This is a genomic window from Paenarthrobacter sp. PAE-2 (assembly GCF_026013155.1).
Taxonomy (GTDB): domain Bacteria; phylum Actinomycetota; class Actinomycetes; order Actinomycetales; family Micrococcaceae; genus Arthrobacter; species Arthrobacter ureafaciens.
Genome location: NZ_JAPDNV010000046.1, coordinates 1 through 24,334, shown reverse-complemented (window position 1 = coordinate 24,334; position 24,334 = coordinate 1). Strand labels below are relative to the sequence as shown.

The 24,334-nt window shown below is 63.7% G+C and carries 24 protein-coding genes; 13 read left to right on the top strand and 11 right to left on the bottom strand.

Going from position 1 to position 24,334, the window contains the following annotated elements:
- Positions 1-149: 149 nt before the first annotated feature.
- The 6 genes from OCL88_RS18730 to OCL88_RS18705 form a co-directional block, all read right to left on the bottom strand.
- Positions 150-1,106, bottom strand: coding sequence for a DUF808 domain-containing protein (locus OCL88_RS18730; protein ID WP_166185979.1), 957 nt, complete (start codon positions 1,104-1,106; stop codon positions 150-152).
- A 117-nt stretch (positions 1,107-1,223) separates the two neighbouring features.
- Entirely contained in the window at positions 1,224-2,621 is a 1,398-nt protein-coding gene (gene mtr / locus OCL88_RS18725; RefSeq protein ID WP_264963506.1) for a mycothione reductase, read from the bottom strand.
- 50 nt (positions 2,622-2,671) lie between these two features.
- The gene (locus OCL88_RS18720) at positions 2,672-3,160 is read right to left on the bottom strand and encodes a DUF2306 domain-containing protein (RefSeq protein ID WP_062098435.1); all 489 of its coding nucleotides are present in this window, start codon (positions 3,158-3,160) and stop codon (positions 2,672-2,674) included.
- 60 nt (positions 3,161-3,220) lie between these two features.
- Entirely contained in the window at positions 3,221-3,559 is a 339-nt protein-coding gene (locus OCL88_RS18715) for a hypothetical protein (protein WP_227471504.1), read from the bottom strand.
- Between the two features lie 144 nt (positions 3,560-3,703).
- On the bottom strand, positions 3,704-4,132 hold the full coding sequence (locus OCL88_RS18710) for a universal stress protein (RefSeq protein ID WP_166185976.1): 429 nt from the start codon (positions 4,130-4,132) through the stop codon (positions 3,704-3,706).
- Positions 4,129-5,436, bottom strand: a complete 1,308-nt coding sequence (locus OCL88_RS18705) for a PLP-dependent aminotransferase family protein (RefSeq protein ID WP_264963505.1) — start codon at positions 5,434-5,436, stop codon at positions 4,129-4,131. The genes OCL88_RS18710 and OCL88_RS18705 overlap by 4 nt, the downstream gene beginning before the upstream one ends.
- A gap of 104 nt (positions 5,437-5,540) precedes the next feature.
- On the opposite strand from OCL88_RS18705, the gene OCL88_RS18700 reads away from it, so the two are divergent.
- From OCL88_RS18700 to OCL88_RS18690, 3 genes are all read left to right on the top strand, one after another.
- Complete coding sequence (locus OCL88_RS18700) at positions 5,541-6,389, top strand: isocitrate lyase/PEP mutase family protein (protein ID WP_264963504.1); 849 nt, start codon at positions 5,541-5,543, stop codon at positions 6,387-6,389.
- A gap of 125 nt (positions 6,390-6,514) precedes the next feature.
- Positions 6,515-7,588: a hypothetical protein gene (locus tag OCL88_RS18695; protein ID WP_264963503.1), complete on the top strand. Its 1,074-nt coding sequence runs from the start codon at positions 6,515-6,517 to the stop codon at positions 7,586-7,588.
- Positions 7,569-8,108: a hypothetical protein gene (locus OCL88_RS18690; RefSeq protein WP_264963502.1), complete on the top strand. Its 540-nt coding sequence runs from the start codon at positions 7,569-7,571 to the stop codon at positions 8,106-8,108. The genes OCL88_RS18695 and OCL88_RS18690 overlap by 20 nt, the downstream gene beginning before the upstream one ends.
- A 12-nt stretch (positions 8,109-8,120) precedes the next feature.
- On the opposite strand, the gene OCL88_RS18685 is transcribed toward OCL88_RS18690, so the two are convergent.
- Together OCL88_RS18685 and OCL88_RS18680 are read right to left on the bottom strand one after the other, a co-directional pair.
- Complete coding sequence (locus OCL88_RS18685) at positions 8,121-9,068, bottom strand: hypothetical protein (RefSeq protein ID WP_264963501.1); 948 nt, start codon at positions 9,066-9,068, stop codon at positions 8,121-8,123.
- Between the two features lie 172 nt (positions 9,069-9,240).
- The gene (locus tag OCL88_RS18680; RefSeq protein WP_207605405.1) at positions 9,241-9,810 is read right to left on the bottom strand and encodes an NAD(P)H-dependent oxidoreductase; all 570 of its coding nucleotides are present in this window, start codon (positions 9,808-9,810) and stop codon (positions 9,241-9,243) included.
- Between the two features lie 87 nt (positions 9,811-9,897).
- On the opposite strand from OCL88_RS18680, the gene OCL88_RS18675 reads away from it, so the two are divergent.
- From OCL88_RS18675 to OCL88_RS18645, 7 genes are all read left to right on the top strand, one after another.
- Entirely contained in the window at positions 9,898-10,503 is a 606-nt protein-coding gene (locus OCL88_RS18675) for a TetR/AcrR family transcriptional regulator (protein WP_021473008.1), read from the top strand.
- Positions 10,504-10,834: 331 nt separating this feature from the next.
- Positions 10,835-11,818, top strand: coding sequence for an ABC transporter permease (locus tag OCL88_RS18670; RefSeq protein WP_062098423.1), 984 nt, complete (start codon positions 10,835-10,837; stop codon positions 11,816-11,818).
- On the top strand, positions 11,818-12,807 hold the full coding sequence (locus OCL88_RS18665; protein WP_264963500.1) for an ABC transporter permease: 990 nt from the start codon (positions 11,818-11,820) through the stop codon (positions 12,805-12,807). The genes OCL88_RS18670 and OCL88_RS18665 overlap by 1 nt, the downstream gene beginning before the upstream one ends.
- Positions 12,804-14,966, top strand: a complete 2,163-nt coding sequence (locus tag OCL88_RS18660; protein WP_264963499.1) for an ABC transporter ATP-binding protein — start codon at positions 12,804-12,806, stop codon at positions 14,964-14,966. Before OCL88_RS18665 ends, OCL88_RS18660 begins: the two co-directional genes overlap by 4 nt.
- A gap of 77 nt (positions 14,967-15,043) precedes the next feature.
- Complete coding sequence (locus tag OCL88_RS18655) at positions 15,044-16,771, top strand: ABC transporter family substrate-binding protein (RefSeq protein ID WP_264963498.1); 1,728 nt, start codon at positions 15,044-15,046, stop codon at positions 16,769-16,771.
- A gap of 265 nt (positions 16,772-17,036) precedes the next feature.
- Entirely contained in the window at positions 17,037-17,240 is a 204-nt protein-coding gene (locus OCL88_RS18650) for a type II toxin-antitoxin system Phd/YefM family antitoxin (RefSeq protein ID WP_264963497.1), read from the top strand.
- Positions 17,241-17,664: 424 nt separating this feature from the next.
- Positions 17,665-18,714 carry a Gfo/Idh/MocA family oxidoreductase gene (locus tag OCL88_RS18645; RefSeq protein WP_264963496.1) on the top strand — a complete coding sequence of 350 codons (1,050 nt, stop codon included), beginning with the start codon at positions 17,665-17,667 and terminating at the stop codon, positions 18,712-18,714.
- Here OCL88_RS18645 and OCL88_RS18640 read toward each other — a convergent pair.
- Together OCL88_RS18640 and OCL88_RS18635 are read right to left on the bottom strand one after the other, a co-directional pair.
- Positions 18,711-19,184, bottom strand: coding sequence for a hypothetical protein (locus OCL88_RS18640; protein ID WP_264963495.1), 474 nt, complete (start codon positions 19,182-19,184; stop codon positions 18,711-18,713). The two genes, OCL88_RS18645 and OCL88_RS18640, sit on opposite strands and share 4 nt — an antisense overlap.
- Before the next feature lie 25 nt (positions 19,185-19,209).
- Positions 19,210-20,397 (bottom strand): hypothetical protein, encoded by a 1,188-nt coding sequence (locus OCL88_RS18635; protein ID WP_264963494.1) that lies wholly within the window; start codon positions 20,395-20,397, stop codon positions 19,210-19,212.
- Positions 20,398-20,666: 269 nt separating this feature from the next.
- Here OCL88_RS18635 and OCL88_RS18630 point away from each other — a divergent pair, with 269 nt between their 5' ends.
- From OCL88_RS18630 to OCL88_RS18620, 3 genes are all read left to right on the top strand, one after another.
- Positions 20,667-21,392, top strand: a complete 726-nt coding sequence (locus OCL88_RS18630) for a hypothetical protein (protein WP_264963493.1) — start codon at positions 20,667-20,669, stop codon at positions 21,390-21,392.
- A gap of 147 nt (positions 21,393-21,539) precedes the next feature.
- The gene (locus tag OCL88_RS18625) at positions 21,540-22,097 is read left to right on the top strand and encodes an RNA polymerase sigma factor (protein ID WP_264963492.1); all 558 of its coding nucleotides are present in this window, start codon (positions 21,540-21,542) and stop codon (positions 22,095-22,097) included.
- Positions 22,094-22,846, top strand: coding sequence for a hypothetical protein (locus OCL88_RS18620; RefSeq protein ID WP_264963491.1), 753 nt, complete (start codon positions 22,094-22,096; stop codon positions 22,844-22,846). The genes OCL88_RS18625 and OCL88_RS18620 overlap by 4 nt, the downstream gene beginning before the upstream one ends.
- 176 nt (positions 22,847-23,022) lie before the next feature.
- Here OCL88_RS18620 and ald read toward each other — a convergent pair whose 3' ends face one another.
- The gene (ald, locus tag OCL88_RS18615; RefSeq protein WP_021473020.1) at positions 23,023-24,141 is read right to left on the bottom strand and encodes an alanine dehydrogenase; all 1,119 of its coding nucleotides are present in this window, start codon (positions 24,139-24,141) and stop codon (positions 23,023-23,025) included.
- Positions 24,142-24,334: the final 193 nt, after the last annotated feature.

The window sequence follows — 24,334 nt, the reverse complement described above, 5'->3', positions numbered from 1 at the left end:
GAGTCCCACTGGCACCGGCGTTTGGCAATGATCCACGCCGCGATGAGAAGGGGCACGCCGGGGACGAAGCCCACCCAGGTCATCATTTCCAGGATCGGGCCGAGAACATCCACAGGTGCCGCCACAGCCTGATCTTACGGCTTCCGTCCTTAGTGGGAAGTGCTTTTCTTCTTTCCGAACGGCAATACACGCCGGACGGCCTGCACCAGGACCATGACGCCGGAACCCCAGAGGATGCCCAGGATCGCCGAACACAGAGTATTGATCAGCCACGCAAGGGCGCCGCCTATCGCGGGGATTTCAGCCACGGGCGATTCGAGTTTATGGACCAGGTCATAGGGCAGGTGCCAGCCGAGGTCGTAGCTGGCTTGCAGCAAGATATGTCCGCCAACCCAGAGCATGGCGATCGTTCCGACCACCGTGATCACGGTGAGGACTTTTGGCATTGCGGCGACCAGCAGGTGCCCGGTTCGCTGGGTGGCCGGGGCATCTCTCTTGGTTAAGTGAAGGCCGATGTCGTCCATTTTGACGATGAGCGCCACTGCCCCGTAGACGGCCACGGTGATGATGATGGCCACGACGACCAAAATAAAGGCGCGAACCCAGAGGGATTCGACGGCGACTTCGTTCAGGGCGATGACCATGATTTCGCAGGACAGGATGAAGTCGGTGGTGATGGCGCCACGGGTGACTTTGGCCTCCGCTTCCGGCCCGCGGTCCGGGGCCGGAGCATCGGCGGCTTCGGCATGGCCCCGCACCTTGTGCCAGACCTTCTCGGCGCCCTCGTAGCAGAGGTAGGTGCCGCCGAGCAGGAGGATCACAGGAATGATTCCCGGTATGAAGGCGCTGATCAGCAGCAGGGCCGGCAGGATGATCAGCAGTTTGTTTCGCAGCGACCCCCAGAAGATCCTGCGGATCATGGGCAGTTCCCGGGACGGGTCAACCCCGGACACGTACTGGGGTGTCACGGCCGCATCGTCAATGACGACGCCGGCGGCCTTCGCCCCGGCCTTCGCGGCGCCGGCAGCGACATCATCTACAGAGGCGGCGGCTAACCGGGCCAGGGCAGCGACGTCATCCAGCAGCGCAATAAGACCCCCGCTCACAGCTTCACACCATCCTGTACGGGTGCATCCAGGCGGACAAGATTATCTGGGGCGAGACCTGAAAGCTGCATAGTCGCAGTCTACGTCCCGGGCTTGCCCGGCACGAAAATATTCCGGTTAGTCGAACTCGAGGCCGAGCAGGGCGTTTTCGGTGACTTCGGGCAGCGCAGGGTGGATCCAGTATTGCTTGGAGGCGAAGTCGCGCACGTCGAGGTCGAAGCTGAGGACGGTGATCATCTGCTGGATCAAGGTGGAAGCCTGCGGGCCCATGTAGTGCGCGCCGAGGAGTTTTCCGGTGCTGCGGTCCGCGATGAGTTTGCAGATCCCGGTGGTGTCTTCCAGTGCCCACCCGTAGGCGACGTCCCCGTAGTGCTGGACTTTGGTTGTCACGTTGTGCCCGTGTTCGCGGGCCTGGTCCTCGGTCATGCCGACGGTGGCGATCTGGGGATGGGTGAACGTGGCGGCGGGGACGTGGTCGTGCGGCAGCTTCCTCAGGTTTCCGGGGTTCAGCAGGTTGTGCCGGACTGAGCGCATTTCGGCATTGGCTACGTGTTTGAGCATGTAGGGGGAGGAAACGTCGCCGAGGGCCCAGACGCCTGGCGCCGACGTCGAGCGGCCGTATTCGTCCACCTTGATGCGCCCGTCTTCTGTCATCTCGATCCCGCCGAAGGACAGGTCCAGCCGGTCCCCGTTGGGGATCCGCCCAGTGGCTACCAGGAGTACCTCCCCGGTGGCGGTCGAGCCGTCGTCGAGCCGGACCTTTACGCCGTGGTCTGTCTCTTCGACGCCGACGGTGGTTCGGCCCGCCCTGACGTCGAAGCGTTCTGCGGCCAAGGAGTTAAAAGGGTCGTGGAGGTCTTGGTCGAGGTGGCGCAGGAGCGTCGAGCGGGTGATGATCGTGACGTCGGTGCCGAGGGCGTCGAAGACGTGGGCGAATTCCATGGCGATGGAACCCCCTCCGATGATCACCACGGACCTGGGCTGTGCGGGCAGCCGCATGATGTCTTCGCTGGTGTGGTAGCGCACGCCCGAGGCGGCGATGACTTCCGGGACTGAGGGCCGGGAGCCGGCGGCGACGACGATCCGTTCACCGGAGATGGTCTTCCGGTGTGTTCCTTGGCCTGTGCGCAGTGTGCGCTCTCCGATGAAGACGGCGTGCTGGTCATAGACGTCGATGTTTGGCGTCCTGGGGCTGCGGCGATATTCCTCACCAGCGGCGGCGATGGGATCTATGCGGGTCTGGAAGATACGGCTTACGATGCCAGGCCAGTCGACTGAGTTGACCGTAGCGAGGACGCCCAACCGCCCGGACTCAGCAATTTCCAGGGCCGTGTCTGCAACGTGAACGTACATTTTGGACGGGATGCAGCCGGCATTGAGACAGGTGCCGCCGAATGAAGCTTCTTCGATGATCGCAATCGACAGGTCTTCGAACTCCGGACCCGGGATGGAGTTCCCGGACCCGGTGCCGATGATGACCAGGTCATAGTGCCGATCGGCGGCAGCAGCTTCCATGCGGGTTCCTCCCTGAGGGGTTTCCTCCACCCTAGTGAACCCGCGCCCGATTACCCGGCGCCGAGAGGCCTTTGCGCTTTGCGAAGCCGGGCGAGCCCCAGCACCGTCATGGCTGCTGTGCCGAGCAGAACCAGGATCAGCAATCCCAGCAGAGGAAGCTCATGGATGGCAAGCTGGGGGATTCGGCGCGAGGGCACAGCCAGCACGCCTACGAACGCGCCGATCAGACCGAAGTAGCTACCCGTCATGAAGCTGCGGTGGGCCCGAATATTCCCTGTTCTTACAGCCCACAACCCTGCGGTCAGAGTGCCAAACGTCAGAGCCGAGAGTGCATGGAGCCAGTTGAATCCGCCGTCTATGGTTCGGATTCCGAATGAGGTCAACACCACGATGTACATGGCAACAACCCAGATTCGCCCCACAATCCTATGGAGACTGCCGCCTTTGGTTCGACGCAGCAGATTGACGGCTCCAAATATGAGTGCATAGCTGGCGGCCACTGCGTGCACAGCAATCAGGACAGTCCAGGAAGAAGGCATACTCCGGAGCGTAGCGGACCCGGGAAGCCTCCGGCCCTCTTTACGGTCTGTGCTGCGGTTTTAGAACGCCGGGTAGTTGACCAGCAATGCTTGAAGGTCCGAAGAGGACATGTGGTTGGAGAGCTCGATGCTCACGCCCATGGCAGCGGCCGCGATGGTGAGCATGGCGATGCAGGCCACGGACAGGAAGCGCCAGTCTTTGCGGAAGACGCTGCCAATGGTCTCGGGCATGTCCAGCTGCGGGGCGATCATGTTGGGGGCGCTGTCCCAGGAGCCGTCGTCCAGCAGGGCAATGATGCGGTCATTGCTGCGGTCGAAATGCATGGTGCTGATGTTGTTGCCGTGGCGGGCCAGCAGGATGTCGTGTCCAACGCGCTGACGAGGCTGCAAAGTAAGCAAGAATATCCCCTGGAATCGAAAGAATAGTGGTGGCTCACATCATTGGGGGCATCTCGATTTTATAACGGTTGCAACTTTCGCCGGCCTCAAAAGACGCCAAAAGCCGGGTGAGACTGCCCACCCGGCGGCGTGATCCTGCTCGCTTTACGGGGCGTCTGTCTTGGCGATGTAGACGTCGCACGGTGCCGTGTGCGCCACCGTGTTTGCCACGCTGCCAAGGACCCTTCCGATGCCCTGCATGCGTCGGTTGCCCACCACAATAAGCCGCGCATCATGGATCTCGGCTTCTTTGACCAAGGCCTCCCCGGGCTTGCCGCGGGCAGAGGAGTAGGTTACTTCCAGCCGGTCGTCGGCAAGTTGCTCGGCTACGGTCCGGGCTACTGCCTCGGCCTCGGCGGCGTCGGAGACGATCCATCGATCGGTTCCGATCTCCACAACCTCGGTCCGGTTGGTGTCAAAGGCGCTGACGACGCGCAGGTTGGCGCCGAGCCCGATGGCCAGCTGCTGGGCCGCTTTCGCCGCCCTCAAGGCGGTTTCGCTGCCGTCAACTCCTACAATGACTACTCCGGTCATAGCGCTGCTCCTTCATTGCTGGCTTGGATGGCCTCTGCAAGCACAGGTGCCAGACGGCGTACGCCTTCGGCAATCGTATCCGGGGGCACGGCACTGAAGGCCAGGCGCAGCTTGTTGGACGGGCCGTCCGCGGGTGAAAAGGCCGCGCCAGGGATGAAGACAACACCGGCGTCGATGGCTTTTCCGAGGAGGGGGTAAGTGTCCACACCCTCCGGCAGGGACACCCAAACGAAGAAGCCGCCGTCAGGCCTGGTCCAGGTAAGGCCTTCGGGCATGTGCTCGTCCAAAGCAGAAAGCAGGGCCCGGCAGCGCTCCGCGTACAACGCCCGGTAGGTTTCGATCTGGCCGCGCCAGTCGAACTCGCGGATGTAGGAGGAAACGAGCATCTGGTTGAGGGGTGGCGGGCAAAGGGTGACGGCCTCGGAAGCCAAGTAGAAGCGCCGCTGCAGGTGGGCGGGGACCAAGGCCCAGCCGATGCGCAGGCCGGGGGCAAAGATCTTGGAGAAGGAACCCAGGTAGATCACGTCATCCGGGTTCGCCGCCCGCATGGGTGCGATGGGGTGGCCGTCAAAGCGCAGCAGGCCGTAGGGATTGTCCTCGAGGACCAAAATATTCGCCGCGCGGCATATGTCGACAATCCGCTGGCGCCGCTCTGCGGCCAGCGTAATGCCTGAGGGGTTGTTGAAGTTGGGGATGGAGTAGAGGAACTTGATGCTCTTGCCCTCGGCCTGAAGCGAAGCGATCCTGTCCTCGAGCAGCTCGGGGACCAAGCCGTCGTCGTCCATTTCGATCGGTTCCACCTGCACCTGGTAAGCCTCGAACGTGTTCAGCGCGCCGACGTACGTCGGATTCTCAACGAGTACCACGTCGCCGGGATTGCAGAACACTTTGGTGGCGACGTCCTGCGCAGACTGTGAACCGGCGGTGACCACCACGTTTTCCGGCCGCGCATCGTTGATGCCCTCGGCGGCCATGACTTCGCAGATCTGTTGGCGGAGCTCTTCGGTGCCTTGCCCGCCGCCGTATTGCAGTGCGGTCATTCCTTCCTCGGAAATGATCCGGGCCGCCGTCTGTCCCAGCTTTTCCAGCGGAAGCGATTGCAGGTACGGGTTGCCGCCGGCGAGGGAGACCAGTCCGGGCTGCATGGAGATGTCGAAGACGTCGCGAACGGCTGACTGCTTGATGTTGGCTGCGCGGGCTGAAAACAGTCCCTCATGCGGATGGGCCGCAGTGGCTGCCCGTTCAATGGCATCGATTGCTTCGGCGGGAAGAGTGGTGTCGGCATTCAATGTTTCGTGGGTCACACTGACAGGATACTCCCGAAGGTTGCCAATAGGGCAACGTTTGTTTTCAATCAAACGGCTGGCCGGGGCTTTACGGAGTCAACCCGAACGGCTGGAATGTACTCATGACTTCGCACCAGGCATCCGTGACCAAGGCCGAGCAGTTCCATAAACTTCACCAGGCGGGTCCCGCGCCGCTGGTTTTGGTGAACGTCTGGGACGCAGCCTCGGCCAAGGTGGTGCAGGAAGCGGGTGCGACGGCGATCGCCACCTCAAGCTCCGCCATCTCCTGGAGTCTGGGCTACCGGGACGGCGACCATGTGCCGTGGGGCTTGGCGATGGCGGTCCTGGGGCGCGTCGTGGCGGCGACAAGCCTGCCGGTCACCGCGGACATCGAAACGGGCTACGGACGTTCTGACGACGAACTCCGCGCCACCATCAACGCGGTGCTTGACGCCGGCGCCGTCGGAATCAACATCGAGGACTCCGGAACCGAACCGCTCGCGGATATAGCGGAACAATCCCGCCGCATCGCCCTGATCCGGGCCGCGGCGGATGAACGCGGGATCCCGCTCTACATCAACGCGCGCACTGATACGTACTTGTCAGGGGCCTATCCGGATGCCGCTTACGAGGAAACGCTCGCACGCGCGGCCTCATACCTGCAGGCGGGCGCCGACGGCATCTTCGTCCCGGGCGTCTTGGATCTCCACACTTTGCACCAGCTTTCCGCGGGTATTGCCGCGCCGCTGAACGCGTTGGGCGGGCTCGGCGCGCCTTCGCCCATGGAATTGCACGACGCCGGCGTACGGCGCGTGAGCATAGGCGGCAACACAGCGAAGGCCGCTTATGCCAAGGTGGCCCGCGTCGCCACAGAGGTTCTGGGCGACGGCAACTGGTCCTGCCTGGCGGGCACCCGCAGCCATGACGAAATGGACGCGCTGTTCGCGGCGGGCCCGAAGTACGTGCCCTGATGCGGGCGTCGCCAGTGCAAGCGCACGACGGCGGCACGCGCCTTTAATGTCAGACCCCACCAATAGCTTGGAACAAGAGAAGGGGCCGGTAACCGGGCTCGGAGAGCGGGCAACCAGGAGGATGGATGGCGAGGCGAAGCGTCCAGTTTTGGCGCATTGCGCAGGTGAACGGCGATGACCTCAGCCGTCCGTTTCCGGCGCGCCGGCTGGCTGAAGTGCTTCAGCAGGCTCGTCAAGCGGGTACGGACCGGCACTACGTGTCCCCGGATGGAACCGTCCTGGTAGCCCAGGCTGTCGCTTTTACGCCGCATCCGGTCCTGCTGCTTGACCGGGTGCGGGACACCAACCTGCCCAGCGTTGGGGATCCATCGGGCCGCCGCAAGCCGTTGCCGTTGGCCCCGGGGGACCACCTCCTGGAAACCACCTACTTCGCTTTCTTGAAGCGAAACGTCGTGGCCGTGCTGACGAGCGGCAACGGCCCGCGCGCTTCGCGGATGGGGGAGTACCTGGAAGGGATGCTGGGCTTGGATCCCGGTCTGGTTCCGGTGGTGCGTGAGGACATCGAAGAGATTCTCAGCCGGCTGGAAGTAAGCCGTTTTGAGTTCGCGCTCCCGGCCGAACGGTTATCCGGAAAGCTCATGGAAGGCGAGTGGGCCGATGTCCTGGACAGCGCGTCGAGGCTGATGACCGAGGGCACGTTCCGGATCTCGCTGAGCGTCGGCCGGTCCGGCAAGGCCGCAGACAAACAGCGCATCCGCGAACGGATCCAGCAATTGATCGAGCAATTCCGGCACGCGGGATCCGTGGAACATTTCGATTACGTGGTGGCCGAGGGCAAAGATTCACTGACGGGCGATCGTGAGGTTGTCGATCTGCTCAAGGAACGGTTCATCTCGCACGTTGAGGTGGATGCGGATGCCTTCAATGATCCCGCCAAATCCGTTGCCCAGGCGGTTTCCATACTGAATAAGCAAGCGCGGGACAACGAGGAATTCTTCGCACGGACCTTGCCCGAGGTCCAGGGCTCGCCTGATACTGCCCTGGTGCCGGACCTGATCGCCGGTGGGATGGCTGCGGTGCGCGAGGCCATGGCTGCCGCACTGGCTGCGAAAGAGGCCGCCAGTGCTGATGTGCCGACGCAAGGCGTCAAGACGGATTCCCGGGAAGGGGGTGCCGGGCATGAGCTTGTACGAGGTTGATGTGGAGCGGCGCGGGAGGCGCCGGCCGCTGTGGCGGTGGTTTCTGCTCCATCCGAGGGCTGACTACCTTTGGGCCTTGATATTGGTGCTCCTGTGGATGGCTGCTGCTTTGCTGTTCCGGCAGCCTCTGATCCTGGAGGGCGTCGGGCCCGGTGCACGCCGGACGCTGTTCCAGACCCTCGCGACGATGGCCGGTGCCACGGCCGGCCTCACGCTGACCAGCGTCTCCATGCTGATCAACGTCCTCGGGAAGAAATCAGCGCCCGGCCAACGCGAACTGCCGCTGGAGAAACTCACCCCCACTCACCGACGCCAAATCGGTGAGGTGTTCCTGTTCGCGATCCCCGGGCTCGGACTGCTCCTGATCGCTTCCCTCATCACTGTGGTCCTCGAAGGAGACGAATCGAGGGGGCTCTGGATCCCGGAAGCCGTGGTTTTCGTCTTTGCCTTCGCTTCAGCGCTGGCGTTGCTCAGGGTGGCGTGGGCGCTCCGCCGGGTCCTGGCCATTGCCACCGCCTGAACGCCGCCCGCGTCACCGCAGGCTCAATGCGACTTCCAAGGTCATGCCGTTGACGTAGATTTCGGCACGCGTTGCACCGCTGGCAGCCACCACGGTGTGCGTGAGCTGCGCTTCGATCCGGGGGATGTCGCACACACCGCCCGGCCGGATGGACCCGCCCAGGTTCACCACCACCGTGGAGCCGCTGACGTAACCGGAGACGAAATGCAGGGAGGAGGCCGCGAGGGAATCGTAGAGTGCGGCGTCATTGTCCACGGGCAACCCTGCGCCCAACAAGCGGCCGAGGGCCACGGTCAAAGGATCGCCGGATGACGCCGGACCGCGGATGGGGACAAGGCTGTCATTGCAGCCGAACCGCACACCGCGGGAACCGCCGTCGTTGATGGCCACGTAGTAAACGGCAGGGCCGGGCTCCACCTGCGGGGGCACTACCGCTGCCCGCGCGGCCTCGCCGCCCGTTGAGGGGCTGGTTGATGGCCCCGGGGAAGGCTCGACGGCGGTGCCCGGGTCGGCCGGGCTGCTGGCGCCTTGGCTGGTGTCTGCCGGGGTCGAAGGACCTGGGACCGCGCCCGTTCCGCCGCCCGTTGCGGCCCCGCTCGACGCGGCCCCGCCCGACGCCGACCCGCTGGGCACAGCCCCGCCCGATCCCGGAAGCGGGCCGGGGGCTGAGGGCTGGCCGGGATCACTAAGAGGAGACGGGTTTGCGGGGGTGGTATCCGGCTGCGGTGTGGCAGGCGAAACTGGCGGGGCCAGGCTGTTGCTGACGGGTTCGTCCGGGTTCTGCGGACTGGTAGAACCGGCTCCGGAAACGAATGGTGTGGAGGAAGGCGAGGCTGCCTCAGGCGACGCCGTGCACCCGGCCACCCACGTACTGAACAGCAGGCAGGCGGCTGCGATCGCCGTCGTACTTTGCAGCCCCAGCCCGGCACGCATGACAGCCCCACGCTCCTGTCCGTCCACCTGTCCTTAAACGTTAGGCCGCCTTGCAGGTTGGCAACATGCCGGTACGGTGACGGTTCGGACAAGACTCGGTCACGCGGGGCGGGAACGGTGTGGAAAACGGTGCCGCTGAATGCAAAGTGCCCCCGTTCTGTCCGGTAATTGGACGGAACGGGGGCACCAGGAAGAGTGACTAGGCTGCGGCTGCTTCGTCATCCTGAACGGCGGTCAGCGGCTCGAAGATGCCCTTGATCTGCTCCACGACCTCGGCGTCGTCCTTCGGGTGCAGTTCAGCGAAGCGGACCATGGATCCCGGCACGGCGAGCTTGACGTCTTCGAGGACCTTGGCGCCGGCGATGCCGACGGCCTTGCGGGCTTCGTCCTGCGCCCAGACGCCGCCGTACTGGCCAAAAGCGGTTCCGACGACGGCGGTCGGCTTGCCTGCGAGGGCGCCGGCGCCGAACGGGCGGGACAGCCAGTCGATGGCGTTCTTGAGGGATGCGGGGACGGTGCCGTTGTGCTCGGGGGTGACCAGGAGGAGGGTGTCAGCGTTGGCTGCAGCCTCGCGGAGGGCGGCGGCTTCGGCCGGAACCTGGCCTTCGACATCGATGTCCTCGTTGTAGAACGGGATGTTGCCCAGCGAGCCGTGGATCTGGACGTCAACGTTCTCCGGAGCGTTCAACGCGATGGCCTCGGCGAGCTTCTTGTTGTGGGAATCAGCACGGAGGCTGCCGACGAGGGTGAGGACGGTGCTCTTGGTCATTGTGGTCTCCTTGGTAGGTTTTGGGCCTTCACCGATACTAAACGGACCACGGTCCGCTTTCTATTCCCGGGGTCTAGAATGACTCATGTGAGCTTCATCCCACTCCGGCCGGACGTGCCTTCTGAATCGCCGCACGAACGGCGTGACGCCGCGCGCAACCGGGAACGCCTGCTCAGTGCCGCACGCGAGCTGGTAGATGAGTTTGGCGCTGAAGCGCTCACCATGGATGCGCTGGCCTGCAAAGCCAAAGTGGGCAAAGGGACGGTGTTCCGGCGCTTCGGCAGCCGGGCCGGATTGATGATGACCTTGCTGAGCGACTCCGAATCCGAATTCCAGCGCGGCTTCATGTTCGGGCCGCCGCCGCTGGGCCCCGGCGCGCCACCGCGGGACCGACTGGTTGCCTTCGGTGAGGGTCGGATTTATTTCATTCTGGAAAACGGTGACCTATGGAAGGCCGCGGGTGCTTCCACCCGGAACCGTTTCGAAGCTCCGCCCACCGCCCTCGCGCACCGGCATGTGGAGATGCTGCTGCGGGAGGCGGGCATTCCCGATCCCTGGGTGATGGCGATGGCCTTGATTGCGGCCCTGGACCCTGACCGGATCGTCAATGACGTGCGTGTTCACGGCATCTCGCCCAAGCGGCTCACCGATTCCTGGGGTGAGCTGGTCCGCCGTCTCGTCCCGTCAGCCTGACGGCTGCATCCGAGCACGTTCAGCAAGGGAGCGCGCGCTGTCGGCTGCGGTGAGGCAGGGCCGGTAAGTGGCATAACACCTCCATTTATGACGCAGTCTGCTCATAACGATCTGGCTGCAGGCGTGAAGACGGGGCGCAACGGGCCAAATATGAAGCAGTTATTGTGGTAGTTTCCTTGTGAATGTGACCCATGCCATACATGGCCGGTGATCACTGAAGGGGTTTGGGGGTACACATCCCTGCGCCAATTCGTAGCTGACACCGGCCACCGCCGGTAACCGCGGAAGGACCAGCTTTGAGCTTTGCCACGATCAAGGGCAGCCGCCCGACATGCTGAAATATCTGCTGAAGCGGTCGGGAATCTACCTGATCATGATCTTCCTGACCACCAGCGCGGGATACTTCCTGGCTGTCTCTACGCTCAAGCCGGCGCTCCTCGAGCAGGAAAAGATTCCGCGGCCCACCCCGGAACAGGTGTCGGCGTCGTTCAGGGGGCTGGGATTGGACCCGGATGCCAACCCGTGGCAGCGCTACGTGGACTGGCTCGGCGGCATCATCACACGCTGGGATTGGGGCCGCAGCCCGAACGGAGCATACGTCAACGCCGAGTTCGCGGACCGCGTGATGGTCTCCACCCGGCTCTTCATCGCCTCCATCATCCTCACCCTCATCATCGGTGTTGCGCTGGGTGTCTACTCGGCAGCCCGGCAATACAAGTTCCCGGACAGGGTCATCACCTCCTACAGCTACTTGGTCCACATTCTCCCTGCGCCGATCGCCTACTTCCTGGTGCAGTTGGGCGCCATCAGCGTCAACGAGGCGGTGGGGGAGCGCATCTTCTTCGTGACGGGAATTTCGACGCCGGGAATAGACCCCGGCTGGCCGGCTTTCGTTGACCTTGTGGCCCACTACGCCGTGCCCACCTTCGCGATGACCATCTTCGGTTGGGCCGGATACCAGATCGCGCAGCGGCAATACCTGCTGGACAACGTCAATGCCGACTTCGTGCGGACAGCCCGCGCCAAGGGCCTCACCCGCAACCAGGCAATCCGCAAACACGCGTTGCGGGTGTCCTTCATTCCCGTAGCGCAGAGCATCGCGTTCACCATCCCGGCCATCTTCACGGGCGGTTTCTTCGCCGAAGCGATCTTCGCGTGGCCCGGCATCGGGCTGTGGAGCATCCAGGCGATTGGCCTCCAGGACGTAAACGTCGCCACGGCAACCCTGGCCTACGGGTCGGTGATCTTCGCGATCGGCGCCATCCTGGCCGACTTCGCCACCACGCTGGTCGATCCACGAGTGAGGGTCCAGTAATGAGCAACATCATTGATCCCATCGCCGAAATCGACGAGTCCCGTGTTGCAGACCAGGACGTGGTGATCGGCAAGTCGCGCATCATCTTCCGTCGTTTCATGCGGAACAAAACTGCCGTGGCCGGCCTCGTGATCTTCCTGGCGCTGTTCCTCTTTTCCCTGTTTGGCGGGTTCCTGACCCCGTGGGACAAGGACACCATCGATCCCCTCAACATCGGAATGGGGCCGTCGCCCGAGCACTTCTTCGGCACCACCCAGGCCGGCATCGACCTCCTGGCCCTGATCGTGGACGGCACCAGGACCTCGATCTTCATCGGATTGATCGTTGGTGGCCTTTCCGTGCTGATCTCCGCTGTCTACGGCTGCACCATGGCGTTCTTCGGGGGCAAAGTGGACGCCACCATGCTGTTCATCCTCGAAGCGTTGATCATGATGCCCGCCATCCTGGTTGTCGCCGTCGCCACCAACGGCGGTGGCGGACTCAAGAACCTGCCCAGTTGGCTGCTGCTGATCATCGTCCTGCTGTTCTTCAGCTGGATGGGCACGGCCCGCTTGGTGCGGTCCTTGTCCATGTCCCTCATGCAGCGCGACTACGTCAAGGCCGCCAGGTACATGGGCGTCCCTTCCCGCAGGATCGTGTGGCGGCACCTCGTCCCCAACATTGGCTCCCTCCTGGTGCTCGACTTCACGCGTGGCATCACCGGAGCAGTCCTGGCAGAAGTAGCTTTCTCCTTCATCGGCATCGGCATCAAGCTCCCTGACGTCAGCCTGGGTGTCCTGATCGGCCAGGCAACGGGCCAGGTGTCCTCCTTCCCGTGGATGTTCTGGGTTCCGTTGGTGGTCATGTTCCTCCTGACGGGTTCGCTGGCCATGATGAACGACGGCCTCCGTGACGCTTTCGACCCCAGTTCCAGTTCCATCGGCCGGGCCAAGCGAAACTCCGGCAAAGCAGTCGAAGCTGCACAGAGCTCAAAGGAAGCCAGCAAATGAGCACCAACATTTCCCAGACTCCCGCGGAGCGGCTCCGCGATGCAGGCCTCTACGCTCCCGGCGACGCGGTCCTCAGCGTCCGCGACCTGAACGTCCGCTTCAACTCGGAAAACGGTGTTGTCCACGCTGTCCGCGGCGTTGATTTCGACCTGATGCCCGGCAAGACCCTGGGCATCGTGGGCGAATCCGGGTCGGGCAAGTCCGTCACCTCCATGGCGATCATGGGCCTCCTGCCGGAAACAGCGGACATCACCGGGTCAGTCCGTTTCAAAGGCAAGGAACTCCTGGGCCTGAGCGACAAAGCCATGTGCAAGCACCGCGGCAATGACATCGCCATGGTGTTCCAGGATCCGCTCTCCTCGCTGACGCCTGTCTACACGGTGGGCAACCAGATCATCGAGGCGCTCACGGTCCACAACCCCACCATGAGCAAACAGGCCAAAGAAGCCCGCGCCGTCGAACTTTTGCGGATGGTGGGCATCCCGAGTCCCAAGGACCGGCTCAAAGCCTTCCCGCACGAATTCTCGGGCGGTATGCGCCAGCGCGTCATGATCGCCATTGCGATCGCCAACGATCCGCGGGTGCTCATCGCCGATGAACCCACGACGGCGTTGGACGTCACCATTCAGGCGCAGGTGCTGGAAGTTCTTCACACCGCGCAAGAGGAAACCGGCGCCGCCGTCGTCATGATCACGCACGACCTCGGCGTCGTAGCGGGCATGGCCGACGACATCATGGTCATGTACGCGGGTAAGCCGGTGGAAACCGGCACAGTGGAGGACATCTACTACAACCCCCGGATGCCCTACACGCTGGGTCTCCTGGGGGCAGTGCCCCGGGTGGATACCGCCACCAAACAGTCGCTGGTGCCCATCGAAGGGACGCCGCCCAACCTCACGTTGCCCGTCACCGGTTGCTCCTTCGCGCCCCGCTGCCCGCTGGCCAGCGAGGAATGCCTGGACGGCGAACCAACCCTGTGGCCGGTGACGGCGCCTGACGGCGCAGTTGTCCAGGGCCACCAGGCAGCCTGCATCAAGTCGGAGAAACTGGCCGGAGACGCCGACGCGCACCGCATCTTCAAGGCGCCCCCGCTTCCGGTATCGAAGTTCGACGGCGTTCCCCGCGTCGAGCGGGAAAAGGTCCTGGAACTCAAAGACGTCAAAAAGCACTTCCCGCTGCTCAAGGGTGCCCTCATTAAGCGCCGGATCGGCACGGTCAAAGCCGTGGACGGCTTGAGCTTCGACATCCGCGAAGGTGAATGCCTCTCAATCGTGGGGGAGTCGGGCTGCGGCAAGACCACCACCCTCCTGGAAATCATGGAGTTCCACCCCGAGCAAACGGGCGAGGTGGTGATCGGCGGCGTCAGCAACAAGTCCGCCACGGACAACAAGACCAAGATGGCCATGCGCAAGGAAATGCAGATGGTCTTCCAGGATCCCACCGGAGCCCTGGATCCGCGGTTCACCGTGTATGAGGTGCTGGCCGAACCGCTCGAGAACCTGGGCATGCCCAAGGCGGCGGTCAAGAAACGGATCATGGAACTCATGCGCCTGGTGGGGCTGCAACCGGACCACGTGAACCGGTTCCCCAACCAGTTCTCCGGTGGCCAGCGGCAGCGCATCGGCATCGCCCGGGCGCTCGCGGTCAATCCTAAGCTCGTCGTCCTGGACGAGCCCGTGTCCGCGCTGGATGTCTCCGTGCAAGCCGGCGTGATCAACCTCTTGGACCAACTCCGCGCCGAACTCGGCCTGAGCTACCTGATGGTGGCTCACGATCTCTCCGTGGTCCGGCACATCTCCAACCGGGTGGCCGTCATGTATCTGGGGAAGATCGTGGAGACCGGCGACGTGGACGACGTCTTCGACAACCCCCGGCACCCCTACACAAGGGCCCTGCTGTCCGCGATTCCCGTGCCGGATCCGGACGTGGAACGCACCCGCGAACGCATCATCCTCGAAGGTGACCTGCCCAGCCCCCTGGACGCCCCCAAGGGATGTAATTTTGCGACTCGCTGCCCCGTATTCGCAGCGCTTCCACCGTCCAAACAGGAGAAGTGCCTTAATCTGGAGCCGCCCTTGGCCTCAGAAGGGCAACAGGAGTTTGCATGCTTCTTCCCGGATGGAGAAATAGATGCCGACATGCTGGTGGTGCATGCCTGACGACACATGACGCATTGAAAAAAATCCCTGGTCTCAACTCGCAATGATTTTCCAGTCCTAAACATGAAGGGCACACCATGAAGAAGTACACGACGATCGGCGGCGTAGCACTGGCAGCAGCGCTGATGCTGACCGCCTGCGGCGGGGGAACGCCGTCGGGTCCGGCCTCCCAGAAGGCCGAAGAAGCAGGCGGCGACATCAGCAAGCTGATCAGCGTCAACGCCAAGGAAGCCAAGGACCTGGAGCAGGGCGGCACGGTCACCCTGGCCGTGGGCAGCATCGGCCCGGATTTCAACGGCTTCTCCAACGTGGGCAACAGCGCGGACACGTCCGCACTGATGACCCCGGTGAACACGGCCTCCATTAACAGCGGCGGCATCGGCGGTTGCTGGAAGCTCGACTTTGACGGCAAGGCAGAGCCGAACAAGGACTTCTGCGAAGAGGTCAAGAGCGAAGTCAAGGATGGCAAGCAGACCATCACCATCAAGATCAACGACAAGGCGACGTGGAACGACGGCACGCCGATCGACGTCAAGACGTTCGAGAACACATGGAACATGCTCAAGGGCGAGGACACGTCGATCGACATCGTAAGCGCCGGTGCTTATGCGTTTGTTGACTCGGTCAAGGCCGGAGCCAATGACAAGGAAGTCATCGTCACCACCACCCAGCCGGTCTACCCGCTGGAAGGCCTGTTCTTCGGCCTGATCCACCCGGCCATCAACACCCCGGACATCTTCAACAAGGGCTTCGCCGGTGAGATGCACCCCGAGTGGATGGCCGGCCCGTTCAAGGTTGAAAACTACGACACCACCGCCAAGACCGTCACCATGGTTCCGAACGACAAGTGGTGGGGCCAGAAGCCGGTTCTCGAGAAGATCGTTTGGCGCCAGATGGAACCCAGCGCCACCATCGCAGCTTTCAAGAACGGCGAAATCGATGCAACCAGCGGCCGTACCCTCGGCCGTTACAAGCAGCTCGAAGGCACCAAGGATTCCGAGGTCCGCCGTGGCCAGCGCCTCTTCGCAGGTGGCCTGAACCTCAACGCCAAGCGTCCGGCCCTCACCGACGTCGCAGTACGCAAGGCGATCTTCACCGCCGTCGACCGCAAGGCCATCCGCGATGTCCGCTTCAACGGCCTGAACTGGTCCGAAGAGAGCTCGGGCTCCATGATGCTCATGCCGTTCTCCGAGTACTACCAGGACAACTACCCCGTGAAGGACAGCGGTGCCGAGCAGGCCAAGAAGGTCCTGACCGACGCCGGCTACGCCCCGAACGACAAGGGCATCATGGCCAAGGACGGCGTTCCGGTTGCCTTCAGCATCACCAACTTCGGTGACGACCCCACCACTGCCGCCACCTCGCAGACCCTGCAGAAGCAGCTCCAGGCTGCCGGCATGGACGTTTCCATCGACCAGCGCGGTGACGCCGACTTCGGCAAGGTTGTTGGCGGTCGCGAGTTCGATGTGACCATCTCCGGCTACACCGTTGGCCCGGATGCCACGGACGCTGTCAAGCAGTACTACGACTCCGCCACCAACGAGAACGGTCTGGGCGATGCCGAGCTGGACGCCGAAATCAAGCGTCTTGCAACCATTGCCGACGATACCGAGCGCAACAAGGCGGCCATGGAGGTCGAGAAGAAGCACATGGAGAAGTACTTCTCCATGGGTACCGTCCTGAACGGACCGGAGATCCAGTTTGTTCGTACGGGACTGGCCAACTACGGTCCGTCCCTGTTCAAGAGCCTGTCCAACGTTCCGGACTGGACCACCATCGGTTGGGAAAAGGGCGCCAAGAAATAACCCGCCAAGCCTGATCTGACTGATCTGACAGGTTCGACAGGATCTGACGATCTGCCTGATCTGACAGGATCTGAAGAAGGCCGGGATTCCCCGCAGCCGCTGGTTTCTGCCACGGCCCGCGGAGGAGTCCCGGCCTTCCCCATGCGTTCCTCTATCACATCCCACCCCCTTTCACCGATCGCTCTCTCACATCCCGTCGCGTTTCGCCGGTCCTTCTCTCACATCCCCCCACAGGAAGTGCTCCCCCTCCGGGGCGGAAAGGCGTTTGTACATCCTGTACATCTCGGACACCATCAACCGCGCTGCCTACGGGCACGAGCGCATCAGCATCACACATCGTGGCAAGGTTGCGGGCGTTTTGATCAGCGCCGAGGATTTGAAACGACGTGAACTACTCGAAGATGAGGCGGACCTGCGGGCTCTCCAAGCAGCCAAAGCAGAGGACGACGGCACTCGAATCGGTCTTTGACGAGATGCTGAAGGACAACGGCATTAACCGTTGACCGTCTATCGAATCGAGTTCACCGCAGCAGCTGCTGAGCAGATTCGTAAACTCGACCCGGCAATCAGGCGACGATTTCTGCTGGGCACTTCCGACCTTCGGGACGATCCGCGACCCCCGAGTGATTTACGAAATAGAGGACAGCGAGCTGGTTGTTGTCTTCCGGTCAGCGCACCGGCTTGAGGCGTACTGAACTGCCAGGCACAGCGTTGCCCATCAACGTGTACGGCTCCCCGATGTCCCACCGACTCCCCGGATGGCGCCCGCAGTGATAGAGCGTCCGTCGGGAGGGGTGGGGAAGTGATAGAGCGTCGCTCAAAAGGGGTGGGGAAGTGATAGAGCGTCCGTTGGGAGGGGTGGGGAAGTGATAGAGGATCGGTAGCCTAGGCACATGGCTTCCTCACCGATCCGTACCGCTGTTGCCGGCTTTGGGTTGTCCGGCAGCGTCTTCCATGCCCCGTTCATCGAGGCCCACCCTGCTTATCAGCTGAGCATGATCTCCACGTCGGACCCCGGCCGCCAAGCGCAGGCGCACACGAGGTACCCGCAGGCAACGGTGGTGGAAACACCACAGGACATCCTCGCCGCGGCCGGGCATCTGGACCTCATCGTCCTGGGCACACCGCCCGCAACACACTTTCCACTCGCGAAAGCAGCGCTGGAAGCCGGCCTCGACGTCGTCGTCGACAAGCCTTTCACGGTGCGCAGCGCAGAAGGCGAGGAACTCATTGACCTTGCCCGCACAACGGGCCGGGTCCTCACCGTGTACCAGAACCGCCGATGGGACGGCGATGCGCTCACCGTGCGGAAACTGCTCGACGCCGGGACGCTGGGTTCAGTGAACCGGTTCGAGGTGGGGATGGAGCGCTGGGCCCCGGAGATCTCCAAGGCCTGGAAGGCCGGCGCCACGGCGGAAGACGGGGGAGGCGTCCTGTTCGACCTTGGCACCCATGTCCTGGACCTCGCCCTCCGGTTCTTTGGTCCCGGCCGGGTTGACTACGCGGAGATCACGGCCCGCAGGCCACAGGAACGGGCAGACGATGACGTTTTCCTGGTCCTCCGCCATGAGTCCGGCGTCGTGACCCACGTGACGCTGAACCTCAACAGTCACCTCCACGGCCCGCGCTTCCGTATCCTGGGCACGGACGGCGGCTTCGTGAAGTTCGGCACCGATCCGCAGGAACCCTTCCTGCTGGGAGGCGGCCTGCCCACGGACGCTGACTACGGCGTCGAAGATTCCGCGCACCACGGAACGCTGGAAGTCAACGGCAAAAGAACTACTGTTGCTACCGAGCGCGGCGCCTACCCGGAGTTTTACCGCCTGCTTGCGGAAAAGATCGACGACGGCGGTGCAGCCTCCGTGCTTCCCCCGCCAGTGGATCCGGCCGACTCCGTAGAGGTGCTGAAGTTGATCGAGCAGGCGAGGGAGGTGGCCGTTTAGCCAACCTCGGCGCTTGCGACCAAAGCGTAGATCGCTTTGAGATCCTGATTGTCATCCGACGCCCGGCAGCTGCCCGTGAGTTGGACGACGTCGGTTGCCACATCCCGCTGAACCACTGTCACCGCCGTGAACTGGGTCAGGGACCCGGCGTCGGGATGTGTGTACCGGGCCTCCCTGATGTGCCAGTCCCTGCCGTTGATCACCACGGGCTCGGTGCCCAGCAGGACAGCGTCCGGGAGGGTGGAAAGGAAAGCATCCACCGACTTTGCGATGTCCTTCAATCCATAGTCCGGGGTGCGGCGGGACACCGTGATCACCACATTCGGGACATAGCTGCCCGGGATCGCCGGGCCCATCAAAGCTCCGACGGCGTCAGGAACCACCCGGGGCGTCCAGCCTTCCGGGGGATCCACTGCGATGGAAGGGAACGCCGGGAAGGCTGTTGACGGGAAAAGCTGTGTGGACGGCATGGGTGCCCTTCGCGCTGGGAAGTGGTTACTTGGACAGGAACTCGACGAATCCGGTGACTGAATCCTTGAAGCCGGACGGGCTGATCTTCACTTCGGCCCCGGCTCCGAGGCCCAGTTCCGCGGTCACCTTGGCACCGACGCCCAACGTAAAGCCGTCTTCGTCCATGGAAGCCTTGAAGGTGTAGCCCTCCCCGGCGCCGGCGGCAACTGTCCCGGAGGTTGAGAGCCGCTGCCCCAGGAACTCCACGTACTGCGACTGGGTCAACTCGGCGCCGACGCCGGCGCTCGCGGCTGAGCCTGTAACGCCGTCGGCCTTGCTGCTGCTGACTTCGGCGCTACCGGCACTTGCCCACGCGCCGCCCCGGATTTCCCCGCCCTGGCCTACCCCGAAGAGGCCTCCGGCAAACTCGGTCTCATTGGTCATGGTGACCTTCTGGCCGGCGAAGGCCTCGCCGCCGCCTCCGAAAAGGAACGGGCCGGCGTTGGCGTGCGCGCTGGCCTCGGCGCCTGTCATGGCCCGGACGGTGGAGGTGTTGTTGACCCAGCCGTCGAAGAATTCGCTCTTGGTGGTGGTGATGTTCTCGATGCCGACGAAGGCCTCGCCGGTGGCCTTGATGGCCGGGCCATCCAGGAAGTTGAAGCCGAACGGGATGTGTCCGGTGATGCTGCCGTTCCCGCGCGCACCGGCGAACGTTTCGTTGGTGGTTACGGTCTTGACGGGGCCGAACTCCCCGCTGCCTGTAATGACGAACCGGCTGCCTGCCGATCCGTCCGCGGACACCCCGAATTCCACTCCGGCGGGACCGAGCGAGCCATGCGCTTCGCTGCTGCCTTCCACGCCGGTAGACCCCTCCGCGCCGATCGTCAGGGGGCCAACGGTGACGGGGTCAACGGTGAAGCCGTTGGAGTTGGAGTAACTGCTGCTGGCGACGAACGCGTCCCCGCGTGATGCCAGCTCCTGTTGGGTGGCGTTCGTCCGCAGGGTCTTGGCATTGGCCCGTAAGCACGCGGCGGCCGCTGCAAGGCGCCTGGAGAGCTCGCTGTTCCACTGGCTTCGGAAGCGGTCGGCGTCCTGCCCTCGCCAGTAGTGGCCGTCATGGACCAGAGACGTCAGTTGCCGTTGAAGGGCTGCCATCTTGTCCGCCTCGGCGTCCATCACTTGGGACAGCCGCCGAAGATCCGCGACGTCGGCGCCAATCAAACCTTGTCCCACAACAGCTCCCCACTGCGTTGAAAGTTATGCGGCCGCAGACAAGGAGTTCAGCAAGGCCGTTCCCCGAGCCTAGCCGTCGGCAGAGGGGCGCGCGATGGGCAGTTCTCTCCTGTGGGTATCCTTCTCCGTCAAAAAGTTTTTCACCAAGGCGTAACCTCGCCGGGGTCCGTAGCGATGTAGAGGGTGTGCGGGCCGCGTCCGCACCCTGATCATCCGGCTGCGGACACGTCGCTGCCGGGGCAATCTCCCAAACTTTCGGAGGGTCTTCAATGTCCTTGTTCTCTGTCATCGCCTCGAGCAAAGTCGCCGCGAGCGTCCTGGCCGCCGGAGCCGTAGCCGCCGGTGGAACCGGCGTCGCTGCAGCCAACGGCGCGCTCCCCACTGAACTCCAGCGCAGCGCCCACGAGCTCGTTGGCGCCCCTGCCCCCGCCGCAAGCCAGGCCGCCGAGCAGGCAACCCAGCAGGCCGCCGACGCAACGGAAGCCGCTGCTGCCAAGGCGACTGACGCCGTCGAGACCGCCAAGGCTACGGCCGAAGAGGCGAAGGCCGCCGGTCAGGACAAGGCCGCAGACGCAGTAGCTGCCGCCAAGTCCGCTGCGAACGAAGCCGTCGCCGCCACCCCGGAAGCGTTTGGCCTGTGCACCGCTTTCGTCAACGGCGGACTCAAGCCGGACACCAAGGTCCCCGGCTACGAATCGTTGGTCATCGACGCCGGTGGCGAAGCCAACGTTGAGGCCCACTGTGCCGCTGTTGTGGACGCCGGCAAGGCCGCGGGACTGAAAGCTGACGCCACAGCAAACGCCGACGCCGATGCTTCCGTTTCGGCTGTAGTCCCGGCCGTTCCGGCTACTCCGGCAGTTCCCGGCACGCCGTCCGTACCGGCAACTCCTGCAGTTCCCGCCACTCCTGCGGTTCCCGCAGCTCCGGCACTGCCTTCCCAGGTTCCCACGGACCTGCCCGCAGGCCCCGGCGCAGCCCTCGACTCTGTCCGCTAAGCACCTGGCAGCTACGGTTTAAGGGCGGGGCTTCTTGCCGGATCCGAGCGATCAGGCACGGAGCCCCGCCACGTAACGGACGGCAGCCGCAACGGTTTGGGGGGCTGTGATGCGTCGCTGCGCTGCGCAGGATGGAGGCATCCGCGGGTGCTGAACCCTTTGGTTGAAGAGAATGCCCAGGCAGACCAGGACGATCCTGGCCTGCTTTTTACTGCTGCCTACAACACCTTTTCCGGACCCGTCCTCGGATACCTTCGGGCCCGGGGTGTGGAGGATGCGGAGGCCGTCACGCAGGATGTGTTCCTGGCCCTGTACCCCAGGATCCCCACGCTTCAGGGCGGCCTGCAAGGGGCAAAGTCGTTGTTGTTCTCCATGGCCCATGCGCGGATGGTGGACCACTACCGCCGGCGGGAGCGCACCCCTGACGCGGCCCCCTACGAAGCCGACTTTGACCACCGCAGCGCACCGTCGGCCGAGGAACAGGCTGTCGGCGACCTCGGGGCTATCCACCTCTTGGAAGGACTCCCCGACGATTACCGCGAAGTCCTGGCACTCCGCGTGGTAGCCGACCTGTCCGTCGAAGAAACAGCGTCCATCATGGACAAGTCCCAAGGGGCCATCAAGCAACTGCAACGCAGGGCACTGACCGCGTTGAGGAAACAAGCATTGGCGCAGCGGACACCGCAAAGGAACGAGCACGCATGAACAACCATCCTCAGCGGCAACGACCGGAAGCCTCCGTTGACCGCTTCCTGGTAGATTCCGGCGTCGACGATGCTGCGGACATCCGCACCGAACTGCTGGAGCTTCGTTCGCTCGCGGCCACCAAGCCGGCGCCGTCGGACGCTGTGCGCGCGCTGATGACCGGCAGTGCAGGCGCGCAGGAAACCACGACGGCGGCCATGCCGGCCGTCCGCGACGAACTGGCCGTCCGCCGTCGTAAGCGCCGCGCAGCCTTCACGGGACTTGCCGTGGCGGTTTCGCTGGCAGGTGGTGCCACGGCCGCCGCTGCACAAGAGGGCGGAATCGCTGGAACATTCCAGCACTGGGGCGCAGCCATTGGCTCCGTAGTGCACCAGTTTGCGCCGGCACAGGCTCCTGCCGAGGCGCCCCACGAGGAAAAGCCGGCAGGCGTCCCCGCCCGGGACGCTCACTCGCCGCAACCCGCATCGGGCGTCCCCGGAGAATCGGCCGGCACCGTTCCGGGAGGCGGAGCCACGCCCCCAGCAGCGCCCTCATCCGGACCCGGGAAACCCAACGGCAACGAACAGGCGAAGGAACCCGCCCGGCCGGCGGTTCCGGGAAATGCACTCCCGCTTCCCGCCCCGCCAGTGAGCCCGGAGAACCTCCCCAAGCTGGATCCACCGAAGGTTGAACCGTCCGACATCCCGGTGCCTGTTCCCACGCATGTTGTTCCGGAGATCCCCAAGGCTCCGGCCAACCCCGCCAAGTAGCCCCAACCCTGCGAAGTAGCCCCCCGCGAGATGACAATTAATGCCAATGTTTCCCTCAAACATTGGCATTAACTGCCATCTCGGTAGGGGCGCAGCGGGGTGAACAGACGACGGCGGGGTGCTGCTTCCGTAGAAGCAGCACCCCGCCGTTTTTCTTGCCCGGGTTTGCTCAGCCGTTAGGCGGAGACCAGGGTGTGCCAGTCCTCAACGAGGGGCAGGTTGTGCGCCTCGGAGACGGAGTGGTGAGCCACGTGGCCGGCGGCGATGTTGAGGCCGGCTGCGAGAGCGGGGTCGCGGTCGAAGGCGGCCTTGACGCCCAGGTTGGCCAGGGCAACTGCGTAGCGCAGGGTGACGTTGGTCAGTGCGTACGTGGAGGTGTTCGGAACAGCGCCAGGCATGTTGGCAACGCAGTAGAAGATCGAGTTGTGGACCTTGTACGTCGGTTCCTGGTGGGTGGTGGGGTGCGTGTCCTCGAAGCAACCGCCCTGGTCCACGGCGATGTCCACCAGAACCGAGCCCGGCTTCATTCGGGACACGAGTTCGTTGGTGACCAGCTTGGGAGCCTTGGCGCCCGGGATCAGGACGGAACCGATGACCAGATCTGCGTCGACAACTGACTTCTCGATCTCGTAGGCATTGGAGGCAACGGTCTTCAGGCGGCCCTGGTAGAGGGCGTCCAGTTCACGCAGCCGGTTGATGTTGATGTCCATGATGGTCACATCAGCACCAAGTCCCAATGCCATGGCAGCGGCGTTGGTTCCCGCAACGCCTGCGCCGAGGACAACAACCTTGGCTGGGCGCACGCCCGGGACACCGCCCATGAGGATGCCCTTGCCGCCGGCCGGGGCCATGAGGGAAGAAGCGCCAACCACCACGGAGAGTCGGCCTGCAACTTCGGACATCGGGGCGAGAAGCGGGAGGGTGCGGCCTTCCTGCACGGTTTCGTAGGCGATTGCAGTGACGCCGGAGTTGATGAGCTCGGCGGTGAGCTCGGGCTCGGCGGCCAGGTGCAGGTAGGTGAAGAGAATCAGGCCCTTGCGGAAGCGGTGGTATTCGGCCTTGATGGGTTCCTTGACCTTCATGACCATGTCGGCACGGGCCCAGACATCGTCGGCGTCGTTGACGATTTCGGCGCCTGCAATCGAGTATTCCTCGTCGGTGATGCCGGAGCCGAGGCCTGCACCGCGCTCTACGAGGACGGTGTGGCCGTGGGTGCGGAACTCGTGCACGCCGGCGGCCGTGATGGCTACGCGGAATTCGTTGTTCTTGATTTCCTTGGGGACGCCAATGATCATGTGGGGCTCCAATTTCAGCGGCCTCTTAAGGCCGGTATTTTGTGCTGTGGGCTGTGCTTCCAGAATAGGTCCGGCTGTGAGGCAGGCGACATGGGTCGGTGTGGATAGGGCTGCATAATCCGCGGAAAATCAGGGACAGCACTCGACATTTGTCGAGAAGCGAAGCGTCAAGTGTCTCCTGCTGTTGGTACGC